The following is a 12544-nucleotide window of genomic DNA, read 5'->3' as shown; positions in this document are numbered from 1 at the left end:
CGGCCGCATTCGACCGGGGCTGCTATTCCTCGACGATTTCCAGGTCCTCGTCCTCATCCACGTCGGCTTCTTCGTCCTCTTCGTCCTCGTCGTCAAAGACCTGCAACGGAGTGACCTCGTTGTAGGCCTCGTAGAGCGCGTCCTCGTAAACTTCGAAGGCATCGGCAACGGCGAAGAAAGCTGACTCCACTGAGGGGTCACCGTCCCCGCGGCGGTTCGATGCTGCTATAAGGTGTTCTTCCAAAGCGGTGGTCAGGGACGAAAGCGCGACACGCGGATCGATGCTCATGACTTCACGTTAGCCGGAAAAGGACGAAAATGGAGAGCAAATGAAGGAACAATTTCTCACCAGCTCGGTCCAGCGGGAGCGGGATTATTTGCGGCAGTACGAGTACCTCGTACTGACCGTCAGCCCTGATGACTCCCTGCCGGAGGCACGCCGGCGCCTGGTGGAACACTCCGAATACGGCAAGTGGGAATTGGAACGCAGCAAGCTCTACGTGGGCGGCGGCAGGCGCTTTTGGCTCCGGCGCCGCGTGATGCAGGTCCAGCGGACCGTCTAGGGAATGACAGTCCAGCGGACCCTCTAATTTTCCAGCGGGCCCAGCCAGGCGTTGGCCACGGTGTTGTGTGCGGATTCGTCGTCGGAGGGGTGGAACATTCCCGCGAGCACGTCCCGGTAGAGCCGCTCCAGCTCGGAGCCCCTGAAGTAGCTCGATCCCCCGCTGACGCGGATGGCGAGGTCCACCACGCGCCGCGCCGTTTCGGTGGCATTCACTTTCAGCCCCACCAGTTTGGGGAACCATTGGGCCCCGTGGTCGGCCAGGGCGTCGACGTCGGCCGTGACTGACCGGAGCTGCGGGTACAGGGTGTCCATGGCCATGGCAGCGTCCGCCACTTTCCAGCGGATGTCCGGGGCCTGTGCGTAGCTGCGTCCACCGTTCTTGAACGAGGTGCGGCGCTTGACCGCCTCCACGCCCACGGCCAGTGCGCGTTCACCCAGCCCGGTGTAGACGGCGGCCAGGAGGCTTTCGAAGCACGCGAAGATCGCGAAGATCAGCGGGTCGGCGTTGGGGCCGACAGGCAGCTTCCGGAAGATCCGGTCCGGCGGGACTGTCACGCCGTCAAGGACCGTAGTGGCGGACTGGCTGGCCCGCATGCCCAGGGTGTCCCAGTCGTCCAGGATCCGGTAGCCGGGCGTTTCACGGCTGATGAACCCGTGGACGAGCTCCCCGGCCCCGTCACGCGCAGCAGCATCCTTCCCGAAAATTCCCAACCGGGTCCAGGCCGGCGAGAGGCTGGTGAAGATCTTGGTCCCGGTGAACGAGTAGCTGCCATCCGGATCCGGCGTGGCCACCGTCCGTGAGTCAAAGAGGACTGAGTCGTTGCCCGCCTCCGAGTTGCCAAACGCGAAGAGTTCGCCCTGGGCGGCTTCCTTGAGGACGAAGGCCAGGGAGTGGTCGCCGCGGGCTGCGAGGACGTGCGCGACGCCGGTCCACACCAGGTGCATGTTGACGGCCAGCGCGGTGGCCGGGGCGGCCGTTGCCAGCCTGCGCTGGCACTGCGCCGCCGCTTCGAGCCCAAGGCCCGGGCCGCCGTCGGACGCTGGCACGAAAAGCTTCAGGTACCCTGCCGCCGCAAGCTCCCGCAGGTCCTCGTGGAAAAAGGCGTTGACCTGGTCGTACCCTGCGGCGCGGCCCCGGATGCGCTCCAGGAGCTCATCCGGCAGCAGGTCCTCTGGAGTCACGGTAGATCCCTCTTAGTAGTTGGTGAGCAGCGTGTTCAGCACCCGGGCGCCGAACTTGAGGGAGTCCGCGGGCACACGCTCGTCCACGCCGTGGAACATGCCGGTGAAGTCCAGCTCGTCCGGGAGCATGAGGGGTGCGAAGCCGTAGCCGGTGATGCCCAGCCGGCTGAGCGACTTGTTGTCCGTACCGCCGGACAGCGTGTAGGGCAGCACTTTTGCGCCGGGGTCCTCTTTGTGCAGGGCATCGATCATAGAGTCCACCAGGTTGCCTGCGAACGGGACCTCGAGGGAGACGTCGTTGTGGACATAGCTGACGTCCACTCCGTTGCCGGCGAGTTCGCGCACGATTTCGAGGACCTGCTGTTCCTGGCCGGGCAGGGTGCGGCAATCAACCAGGGCCTCGGCAGACTCGGGGATGACATTGTGCTTGTAGCCGCCCTTGAGGAGCGTCGGGTTCGTGGTGTTCTGCAAGGTGGCCCCGACGAACCGGGCCACGGTGCCAAGCTGGTCGAGCAGGAGGTCAGGATTGTCGGCGTCGAACTCGACGCCCGTGAGTTCTGTCACTCCGTCAAGGAACTGCCGGGTGGTGGGCGTGAGCTCGATGGGCCACTTGTATTCACCGATGCGCGTTACGGCGGCTGCCAGGCGGGTCACGGCGTTGTCCGTGTTGATCTGCGAGCCGTGGCCTGCCCGCCCGTGGGCAACGAGCCGGAGCCAGGAAATGCCCTTCTCCGCCGTCTGCAGCAGGTAGGTCCGCTGCCCGCCAATAGTTGCGGAGAATCCGCCCACCTCGGAGATGGCCTCGGTGGCACCTTCGAAAAGTTCCGGGCGGTTGTCCACGGCATAGCGCGCGCCGTAGACGCCGCCGGCTTCCTCGTCAGCGAAGAACGCAAAGATGATGTCCCGCTTGGGCTTCCTGCCTTCCCGGGCGAAGTTCCGCAGGACTGAAAGGATCATGGCGTCCATGTCCTTCATGTCGACGGCGCCGCGGCCCCAGATGAGGCCATCCTTCAGTTCCGCACCGAACGGGTCCACAGACCACTGGTCGCGCAGGGCGGGAACGACGTCAAGGTGGCCGTGGACCACCAGGGCACTGGCGGAGGGGTCTTCCCCTGCCATCCTGGTGACAACGTTGGCCCTGCCGGGGGCGGATTCGAAGATCTCCGCTTCCAGGCCCACTTCCTCAATGAGTCCTGCGGCATACTCTGCCGCGGCACGCTCCCCCGGCCCTGACCCGTCGCCGTAGTTGGAGGTGTCGATCCGGATGAGTTCCTGGCAGATCCGGACAACTTCATCCTCGGGCAGGACGTCAGGCATTGGAGGCTCCTTGATGGGAATGACTGCTTGGCACGAGCTGAATCGCTGTCCTCAGCCTACCTACTCGCCTCGATTCGTTGTTCCCGGAAAGTCATGTTAGAGTTTTTCTCGCTGCTTCGGAGAGGCGCGAAACGCTGAAAGGCGGGACGCCTTCCCGAATTACCACCTGCGCGGGTGGCGGAATGGCAGACGCGCTAGCTTGAGGTGCTAGTCCTCGAAAGGGGGTGGGGGTTCAAGTCCCCCTCCGCGCACAAACGGAAGCCCCGGAAAATCACTGATTTTCCGGGGCTTTCTTGTATCACGAGCCATGTGTGGCCTGGTTCCAAGCATGCATGTATGGGACGGTGCGGAGTTGCGTCCCGGATTCCCGCCTTTTAAGTCCTAGGCTTTCGGCATGAACCCCTTAGTGGCGATCGGACTGGTGCTCCTGGCCGCGATTGCCTGGATGGGCACCATCCTGACCTTACTGATTGCCTTGGTCAAAGCCCGGAGCCGGCCGCCGGCCGACCCCAGGAGCGCTCTCCGGACCATGGAGAACCTCAACTCCAATGAGAGGGTTACCCAAATTTAGGTGGGTGCCGGATGCCGCGGAGCTGAGGCGGACCGTCCGGGAGAGCGCCCGCAATCACCAAACCACGCAGCGAGCAGGACCCGGAGTCAAGGTTCCAGGTGCTGGCCCGGGCGGTGGGAGAAGCCATCACATGGCCGGCTTGGGCGACCGCCACGGCTGTTGCTTTGAATCGCGGGCGTGGCGACCATGGAAAGCATGGACAAGAAAGGCCTCGGCGCCCGCCTGGCCGTTACGCTGTGCCTTCTGGTGCCGATAGCCGCCACGACGGGGTGCGCCTATGACTATCCGGATCCGGCGAGCACGCCGACAGCCGAACGCGGCCGCCCTGCGACAACTGACCCGTCACTGATCACGGAATCAGCCACAGGACCCGCTGATCCTCTGGTTCTTCAGCGCGAGGCAAGAAATTACCAGGACCTGGACGCACTCCTGAAAGCCGTGCCCGGGCCGGTCCTCCTCTTCCAGGAGGGTCCAATGGATGGCCCGGCCAGGGGCTTTGGGGGCAGGGAACAGGTGCCAGTTGCGGGCCAGTACACGGTTACTGCTGCCTGCGTCGGTGCCGCCAGCGCCACCATCTTTATCCGGCAGGAGCATCCCACGGTCACCCTCTGGCCGGTCGAGCTCACAGCTGACTGTCCGGGAACCACGTCCCAGGTCATCATGCTTCAGCAAGGCTACGTTTCCGCGCACCTCTCCCTGCCAAGCCCGGGTGATAGGCCCCGGACCGGGGCAGTCGCCGGAGTCCGTGTGACCGGTTTAGGCCCTCACCCGTGGTCGGCTCCGCTTCTCCACCAAGTTGAAAGGGCGGTGTCCCCGTTGTCTCCCATAAAGTTAAGCTGTCCGGCGAGGGATCCAGGATCGTTATATGAGCCGCCCCTTAGTAGTCGATGGCTTTCCGATCGATGGACTTGAGGGCGGCGAGGCGGGCTTCCACTTCGGTCTGCTCCCCGAGGTCTTCCAGGGACGCGAACTGGGCCTCCAGGGACGAAGCGGCGAGTTCCTGCTGGCCGCGGACAGTGGCTTCCTGCCGGCGGATGTTCTCCTCGTACCGGCCGATCGCCGACGTCGGGTCTCCGGCGTCAAGGGCCTTGAGCGCATCGTGGACCTGGGACTGGGCTGCGGCGACCCGGGAACGGTTGACCAGTTCGTTCCGCTTGGCGGTCAGCTCCCCGAGCTTGCCCCGCATCTCGCCCAGACCGTTCTTGAGCTTGTCGACGACCTGGTTCTGCGCGGCAAGATCTGGTTCCTGCGCTTTGGCAGTGGATTCAGCGGTCATCTGCCGGCCGATGGCGACCTTGGCCAGGGCATCGAACTTGTCAGCGTCCACGGCGTTCCCGGCGGCCCGGAACTCGTCGGCCTTGCGGGAGGCAGCGATCGCCTTACTACCCCAGGTGTTGGCCTCGTTGACGGCGCGGGCGTGGTCTTCCTCGGCCATCCGGAGGTTGCCGATGGTCTGCGCCACCGCGGACTCGGCTTCACGGATGTTCTCCGAGTAGTCCCGGACCATCTGGTCCAGCATCTTCTGCGGGTCTTCCGCGGAGTCCAGAAGGGCGTTCAGGTTGGCCTTGGCCAGCTGGGCGACGCGGGCGAAAATACTTTGCTTCACGGGGATCTTTCTATTGGTGATGGATTTCGCATTTTATGTGTACGGCATCGACGGATGCCAGCACCTCGGAGCGGGCTGAAGGGATCGCCGCTGATTTCCGGGGACGCTCGGCTGATGGTTTCAGTGATGACGATGATGTCGTAGGTCCTCGTCCCCCGCCGTGCACATGGTGGCGTGAGCAGGTCAGCAGGAGGGGTAGCCTAGGTGCAGCCGCGCCAGAACGCGTGTTTGCCCACGTCAATCGGGGTTTACGGCCTTCTGCGCTTCACCGCTCATGAGGATGGCGCCCGGCTGCGCCGACAGGAAGAAGGAACTGTGCACAAAACCAAACCGCTATCTCTGGCGATGGCGGTGATCGCCGTCGCTGGCAGTGCCTTCCTTGGAGCCGGCAGCGCCCAGGCAGCATCCCAGGTGAACAACCCCTGCCAGCGGCTGTCCGCGGGTCAGGTCAAATACAACAGCTTCGGCGCCAACCGCGTCACGTTCGCCACCGCCACAAGCCGTGACTCCAACGTTGTCACCATCACCGGCTGCGTCCGGTCCGGCAACAGCTACATGCAGGAATGGCAGGACTGGGGCTACTCCGGCCTCAAGGGCTTCGCCCCGCCGGGATTGACTTGGGAGGACACCTTCAAGTCCCCCACCGGCTCATACAGTGTCACGGAGGCCCTTGGCCGGGCCAACCCCGGGACAGCTTTGGCGTACCACACGGTCAATGCGGACTCCCGATGGGGCGGGGAATATGGCCCCACCTACAACCAGTACTTCGAGGGCCGCGGCGGGCCCTCTGACGAGAACCTCTACACCTACATGAACCAGGGCTACTACGAGCAGGCGGCGGTGATCAACTACAACCGCCCGCCCGACATGAACACTGTGCAGGGCGCCTCCTATGCGATCTTCCTGCACGCCGGGAGGACCACCTCCGCCGGCTGCCTCTCCACGAGCCTGGATGTGGTCAACCGGTTCCTGCGAAGCAACCGGCCCGGAGACCGGATCATCATGGGAGCTATCGATGACGTCTTCACCCCGTACTCATCCAACCCCTTCGGATCCATCACCGGGAAGTACTCCCAGACCGACGGGCCCGCCGGCGGCCTGGGCAGCCCGGCTTCCAATGAGACCGGCGGCTTGAGGAACGGCGGCGCCTTCCAGAACTTCCAGGGCGGAGCCATTGTCTGGTCCCCCGCCACGGGCCCGAAGCTCTCCGTAGGTGCCACCCGCAGCAAGTGGGCTGAGTACGGATTTGAGAACGGCCGCCTCGGCTACCCCGTCACCGATGAGGTGGCTGGCCTCAAAGGTGGCGGCGTGTATCAACTGTACGAAGGCGGAGCGATCCTCTGGTCGCCCGCAGGCGGGGTACACATTTCCGTTGGCGCCATCCGTGACCGCTGGTCGGCTACGGGATTCGAGAACGGTTTCCTGGGCTACCCCGTGAGCGACGAAATCAGCGGACTGAAGGACGGCGGGCTCTACCAGGCCTACCAAGGGGGAGCGATCTTCTACTCGCCGAAGACCGGCGCGTTCGCCGTCGCCGGCGTGATCAACAGCAAGTGGCGGGAACAAGGGGCCGAGAATGGTGTGCTGGGCTTCCCCGTCACCGGCCAAAACGGGGGGATCAAGGGCGGCGGATCCTGGCAGGGCTTCGAAGGCGGCGCCATTATGTGGTCCCCGGCCACCGGTGCCTTCATCAGCAGCAACGGTCCCATCCGCGACAAGTGGGCCTCCACCGGTTTCGAGTCGGGCGGCCTTGGCTACCCGGTCAGTGACGTCGTGACCGGACTGAAGGACGGCGGCGCGTTCCAGAGCTACCAGGGCGGCGCCATCCTGCTGACACCTGGCGCCGGCCCAATCCTGTCCATCGGTTCCATCCGTAACGTCTGGGCCGGGCAGGGCTTTGAGCACGGCTCACTCGGCTACCCGACCACGGATGAGTACGCCATCTCCGGCGGCGTCGCCCAGAACTACCAGGGCGGCGTCATCTACCACGTGCCGAACGTTGGGACCTACGCCGTCACCGGGGACATCTTGGCCAAACACGAAGAGATGGGCCGCTCCCTCGGCGCGGCCGTCAGCCCGCAAGTGGCCATCAAGGACGGCGGCCTGTACCAGAACTTTCAGCGCGGCTCCATACTGTGGTCCCCTGCCAGCGGAGCCCATGTCTCCATCGGCGGCACCCGGGGTGCATGGGCACAGGCAGGATTCGAAAACGGCTACCTCGGCTACCCCACCAGCGATGAGATTCCTGTCGGCGGCGGCGTCAGGCAGAACTACCAGGGCGGGACCATCTTTTGGTCCCCACAGCTGGGCGCGTACTCGATGTCCTCGGACTACAGCTCCAAATTCGACGCCATCGGCGGCCTGGTGGCCCTGGGGTTCCCCGGGACCAACAAGGTGACCGGGCTGAAGGACGGCGGCTCGTACGTGAACTTCGAGAGGGGGGCGCTGATTTCCAGTCCGGCCACCGGTGTTCGGCTCTCAACCGGCAAGACCCGCGACGCCTGGGCGGCCACCGGCTTCGAGTTCGGCAGGCTCGGCTATCCGACGACCGACAACTATGTCACGGCCGACGGCGGGACCGGCCAGGATTTCCAGGGCGGACGGATCACCGTTCCCACCGGCGGCCAGGCCAGGATCGAGTACGGCAGCTTCTAGCCCTCCGGAGCGGCTGTACCAAGGAACCCTCCCCGGCCTCCACGGGGAGGGTTTTTTGCTGTCACTTTGGGATGCAGGGCTTGGAGTAGCCGTTGAGCCGTCTACCGCAGGAATACTGCGACAAAAAACTCGTCCTAATACCGCTGAGGCCAACCCCACTCCGGCCGGGAATCGAGTACTACAGTGGATGCATGGCTCCCAGCCGCCGTCCGCTCGATGACCTGCGCGAAACCATCGGCCATCTGGCCGATCAACTCAAGCTGCCTGGTTCAGAACGCGTCGACGACCTGGTCGGTGATCTCATCGGGGCAAGGCCGGGGCCGGCCAGGCCGCTGTCGGAAGTGCAGGCCGAGCTCGACGCGCTGGTGGGCCTGGAGACCGTGAAGGAACAGGTGCGGGCCCTCGTAGCACTGCTCCAGGTCCAGGCCCGCCGAAAGGCGCATGGCCTGCCGGAGGTGGCCACCTCACAGCACCTGGTGTTCCTCGGAAACCCGGGCACGGGCAAGACCACCGTGGCGCGGCTCCTGGCCGAGATGTACCGCGCGGTGGGACTGTTGCAGAAAGGCCACCTCGTTGAGGTCGACCGTTCGGGTCTGGTGGGACAGTACGTAGGCGCGACAGCCATCAAGACGGACCGGGTGATCCGGCGAGCGCTGGACGGCGTCCTGTTCATTGACGAGGCCTACGCGCTGGCCCCCGAGGACGGCCGGATGGACTTCGGTCCCGAGGCGATCGAGGTCCTGCTCAAACGGATGGAGGACCATCGCCACCGCCTGGTCGTGATCGTAGCCGGGTACCCCCGGTTGATGGAGTCCTTCCTGCTCTCGAACCCCGGTCTGCGCTCCCGGTTCGCCCGAGAGATCACGTTCCCCGACTACTCGGTCGACGCACTCCAAACGATCTTTCACCAGATGCTGGCGCAGCACGAGTACACGCTGGAGCCGGGGGCTGACCAGATGCTACGCCGTATCCTCACCGGGCTTCACGCGGGCGAGGACTCGGGCAATGCACGGTTCGCCCGCACCCTGTTCGAGCAGGCGCTCAACCGCCAGGCGCTGCGACTGTCGCTCGACGAGGAACAAAGCCTCGATGCGCTCGACCGCGAGGCTGTCATGACGCTCACCGCGGACGACATTGTCCAAGCCGCGCTGGCTCTGGGTGAGGAACCTGAACCGGAACCGACGCCGGAACCGGAGCAGCCGCGCTGGTGGCGCTGGCTGGTCTGACCACAGTCCGCCACGCTCCTTTTCGTGCCCCCGGGAAGAGGGCAAAGCTGCCGCCGCATGCTATTGCCAGGCCGTCCGCACGAGCGGAAACTTGACTCATTGGGCTATGAAGTCAGCCGAACCATTGCGGAAAGCCACGCGCCATGTCCACCCCTGCTGGCCATCATCCAGCGCCTGACCTTCCGTTCGCGGGATTCCTGTCGAAACAGGCTCCCTGGATCTTCCGTCCATCACCTCACCTGTCGGCTGCCGTTGCGCCATGCATCGGCGACGAGGGTGATCGCTCGAGAAGCCTTCGCAGGAACGGTTCCACGTCTACGCAGACAGTCGAGTCATGAGTACGGTTCAGGCGGTAGCTTTGATATTCGTTGCCGCCTTCGTATGGATCGGCCTGACCATTCTCGTTCTCCTGGAGATGCGGCGCCGCAGGAAGGGCTCGTCGAGAGTTGCTTCAGCGCCTGCGTCTCCCGACCCCATCAGCTACCGGCCTCACAGGCCCTGGGGGCGCCCCCGACCCCTAACCAGTCCCACCCCGGCTCAAAGGCGGCACAGGGTGAGGATCAGGAGAGTCCGCGGCTGACGACCCTCCCCTGGCCAGGGCGCAAAGGCAGCCCGCCAACCAGCCGGGCAGTCATCGATTCAATGGTCGACACGATCATATTGGAGCCAGCGATACTCGGGCGGCCGGGCTACCCGCCCGCCGGGCCTGAAGCATGGCCCCTGGGTCTCGGCTACCGGGGCAAAAATGTTCGAACTGAAATCAATACAGCGGCTGGCCGTAGCCTGCCGCCGGCGAGCCCCGGCATCACTTTGCCAGGGGCACTGCCGTCCGCACCGAACCCACGACGTCCAGGATTGCTTGGGCGGTGATTGCTGCGGCGTCAGGTTCGGCGACGAGCGCTTCATGGGACGCAAAATCGATGGTTTTGTGAAGGCTGTTGGCAGACAGCGTGGCCAGCCCGTTCTGCGAAGCCTCGTGCTTGGCGTCATTTCCGACGCCCGCTGTCAGGACGACAAGGGGTTTGCCCGCAAAGTCCTGCAACGATGCGGCTTCTTCCATCGAGGTGTTTGCTTGAACGTACTCGTCAAGAGTGCTGCGCATGTTGCCTGCGTCAGCAATATTGGCGCGGACTTCGCCCCGTTGATGTGGCGGGAGGCTGTTGACGTCCTCGAAAGGGGCATACAAACGCAGCGCACCAACCCGGCCCAGTATTGAGATGAAGGCCGTGACCCGGCCAAGGAGGTCATATCCGCCGCGGACTGCAACCGGCCGGGGCACCGGTGCTGGTGCGCGGTCCGTAGAGTCGATAAGCACCATGCCGGCGACCTCGTCCGGGTAGTTGGCGGCGAAGGTCTGCACGTAGAGACCGCCAAAGGAATGACCAGCCAGCACGTAGGGTCCCGGAACGTTTCCGCTGTGCAGCAGGGTGTGGAGGTCCGCAGCTATCTGTGTGGCGTCCTGGACTGTGTCGGCAGGCCCGCTCCAGCCCCTGCCGGCCCGATCGTAGACACACACCCGTGTCCGGCCGGAGACTGCAGTCGAAAGCAAGGCGTGGTTGGATGACATCTCACCGGCTCCGGGCTGGAGCAACACGGTGGGGCTTCCCGTGCCTGTGCAGTTGAGGTGCAGGCTGTAGCCGCCGACGTCCACCAGCTGGCCGGGCATTGGGAAGGCTCCCGCATCAGCCGCGGCGCCCAGGGTCTGGTAAGCGCCACCTAGCGAGGCAAGCGCCAGCACCGCGATGACCGGGTACAGCACCCATCGCCTGCTCCGGCTATGCAGTTGCTGGCGTGAACGGAAAAACATCCAGATCACCAAAGCCAGCAGGACGGGCGGCCACACCCAGCTGACCACGATATCCACCGGGGCGCCGAACCACGCCAACAGCAAACCGGAAACGCCCATGAAGAGTGCAGGTGCCACGGCCCCCCGCTGCGGCTGGTCAGTGAAACGGACTGACAGAAGGGCCAACAGGCCCCACCCCACCGCAAAGCCGCACAAAACGGCACCCATGACCTCACTCTCACGCGCCCGGATGAAAGGGGCAGCTGCCAGGAGCATTCCAGCGAAGAGGCCTACTGCCATTGTTCCGGCCACAACCCAGCCAATGCGCCATCTTGCTGCGGAACTCTGGCCGGATGGGTGTGTTCGACCACTGCGCAGGGGACGGGGGCCGGGAAGGGGCGTTCTGGGGGTAGCGGCCACGGTGGGCTCGATTCGTTGTAATGCGGCTCCGCGCGAGGACAGTCAATCCCCCACACAAATGGCACGTGCCGTCTCTTTGACTATAGGCCCGGATCGCAGGGTTTGACCCTGCTTTCGTTGGGATTCCGATGCGTGCCCGGGAACGTCGAATCCAAGAGGCTGCCGGGCCCAGTCTTGAGCGAAACTTGCGGCGAACGTGGGCTGCCGTTTCGGAACCGGCCTTACCGTTGAAATCAAGGTCCTGCTGCTGGGGCAGGGCCTTACACATAGGGACAGGGCCGGCGGCCAAGGTATCTCTGAGACCGGATGCCGCCCCCCAATCGCCGCCGGCCCATATCCCATGTCCCCGTGTGAGCCCGGCCTTCAGGATCAGGCCAAACGGGCCTTCACAATCTCGCTGACGGCCTTGCCGTCGAAGCGGCCGCCAATTTTGGGGGTAACGGATTTCATGACCGCGCCCATGGAGCGCATGGTCAGTTCCGTGCCATCCGCTGTCAGGGCGGCGATGACCTCATCGACGATCTGTTCAGCTTCCGCCCGGGTCAGGGCTTTAGGGAGGTAGGCTTCGATGATCTCAGCTTCGGTGATCTCCGCCTGGGCCCGGTCGTCGTGGCCGGCAGAAGAATAGGTGGCGGCGGTGTCACGGCGTTTGGCCGCTTCCTTCTGCAGGAGGGCGGTGATCTGTAGGTCGTCGAGCTCCACCGGGGTTTTGCCGGATTTTTCCCGCGTCTCGATTTCGCCCAGGACGTTGCGCACAGTTGTCAGGCCAACCTTGTTGCCCGCCTTCATGTGGACGATGACATCGGCCTTCAGCTTTTCCTTCAGTGACATGGGTCTGACTCATTCTCTCGTTGCAGATGGGAGTTATAGGGATCGCGGCCGGGGGTCCAATACCACCGGACGCACTTTTGCGGGAGCCGGACCACGGCCACGGCGAGCGCGCCCTCGTTTGGGACGATCCTGCATAAGCCTATTCCCGCCGCCCCGTTTGGGCGTTTCTGCTTTGAACTTTTTCGGTTCCGTCTACCAGCAGCGGCAGGTTCATGCCCGGCCGTAGGCTAGTTTGAAAACCGCAGCGGCCTGTTCCCCGGGCCCGGAAGGAGCGCCGAGTGGACAGCACGGTTGGCAGGTGGTTTCTGAATTGGGCTGAGTGGGGCAGCGCTGCATCGGATGTACATGCTGCCGGTACGGAATCCGGACCCTGGTCAGAAGGCAA

At 64.4% G+C, this 12544-nt stretch carries 10 protein-coding genes and 1 tRNA gene; 5 read left to right on the top strand and 6 right to left on the bottom strand.

Annotated elements, in window-relative coordinates; all coding sequences use genetic code 11:
- Positions 1–22 precede the first annotated feature (22 nt).
- Positions 23–289 carry a hypothetical protein gene (locus tag ASG86_RS11160; protein ID WP_056333876.1) on the bottom strand — a complete coding sequence of 89 codons (267 nt, stop codon included), beginning with the start codon at positions 287–289 and terminating at the stop codon, positions 23–25.
- 40 nt (positions 290–329) lie between these two features.
- Here ASG86_RS11160 and ASG86_RS11155 point away from each other — a divergent pair, with 40 nt between their 5' ends.
- Entirely contained in the window at positions 330–563 is a 234-nt protein-coding gene (locus ASG86_RS11155) for a DUF5703 family protein (protein ID WP_018771130.1), read from the top strand.
- 23 nt (positions 564–586) lie between these two features.
- Here ASG86_RS11155 and ASG86_RS11150 read toward each other — a convergent pair whose 3' ends face one another.
- Together ASG86_RS11150 and ASG86_RS11145 are read right to left on the bottom strand one after the other, a co-directional pair.
- Positions 587–1747 (bottom strand): acyl-CoA dehydrogenase family protein, encoded by a 1161-nt coding sequence (locus ASG86_RS11150; RefSeq protein ID WP_056333874.1) that lies wholly within the window; start codon positions 1745–1747, stop codon positions 587–589.
- Positions 1748–1759: 12 nt separating this feature from the next.
- Positions 1760–3064 carry a M20/M25/M40 family metallo-hydrolase gene (locus ASG86_RS11145; protein WP_056333871.1) on the bottom strand — a complete coding sequence of 435 codons (1305 nt, stop codon included), beginning with the start codon at positions 3062–3064 and terminating at the stop codon, positions 1760–1762.
- 168 nt (positions 3065–3232) lie between these two features.
- Here ASG86_RS11145 and ASG86_RS11140 point away from each other — a divergent pair.
- Positions 3233–3315: transfer RNA gene (locus ASG86_RS11140), tRNA-Leu, on the top strand.
- A 143-nt stretch (positions 3316–3458) separates the two neighbouring features.
- A complete protein-coding gene (locus ASG86_RS20530; protein ID WP_156386174.1) occupies positions 3459–3635 on the top strand; it encodes a hypothetical protein in 177 nt (58 codons plus the stop codon).
- Between the two features lie 877 nt (positions 3636–4512).
- Here the strand turns inward: ASG86_RS20530 and ASG86_RS11130 are convergent.
- Positions 4513–5241 carry a PspA/IM30 family protein gene (locus ASG86_RS11130; RefSeq protein WP_056333865.1) on the bottom strand — a complete coding sequence of 243 codons (729 nt, stop codon included), beginning with the start codon at positions 5239–5241 and terminating at the stop codon, positions 4513–4515.
- Positions 5242–5556: 315 nt separating this feature from the next.
- On the opposite strand from ASG86_RS11130, the gene ASG86_RS20195 reads away from it, so the two are divergent.
- Both ASG86_RS20195 and ASG86_RS11120 read left to right on the top strand, forming a co-directional pair.
- The gene (locus ASG86_RS20195; RefSeq protein WP_082566761.1) at positions 5557–7896 is read left to right on the top strand and encodes a hypothetical protein; all 2340 of its coding nucleotides are present in this window, start codon (positions 5557–5559) and stop codon (positions 7894–7896) included.
- Between the two features lie 191 nt (positions 7897–8087).
- Positions 8088–9122, top strand: coding sequence for an AAA family ATPase (locus ASG86_RS11120; RefSeq protein ID WP_056333862.1), 1035 nt, complete (start codon positions 8088–8090; stop codon positions 9120–9122).
- Between the two features lie 805 nt (positions 9123–9927).
- On the opposite strand, the gene ASG86_RS11115 is transcribed toward ASG86_RS11120, so the two are convergent.
- Positions 9928–11136, bottom strand: coding sequence for an alpha/beta fold hydrolase (locus tag ASG86_RS11115; protein WP_200946249.1), 1209 nt, complete (start codon positions 11134–11136; stop codon positions 9928–9930).
- A 561-nt stretch (positions 11137–11697) separates the two neighbouring features.
- Complete coding sequence (locus ASG86_RS11110) at positions 11698–12159, bottom strand: GatB/YqeY domain-containing protein (protein WP_056333858.1); 462 nt, start codon at positions 12157–12159, stop codon at positions 11698–11700.
- Positions 12160–12544: the final 385 nt, after the last annotated feature.

Source organism: Arthrobacter sp. Soil764 (assembly GCF_001428075.1).
In the GTDB taxonomy this organism is placed as follows: Bacteria; Actinomycetota; Actinomycetes; order Actinomycetales; family Micrococcaceae; genus Arthrobacter.
The sequence above is the reverse complement of the archived record's forward strand: the minus strand, read 5'-3'. Positions and strand labels throughout refer to the sequence as shown.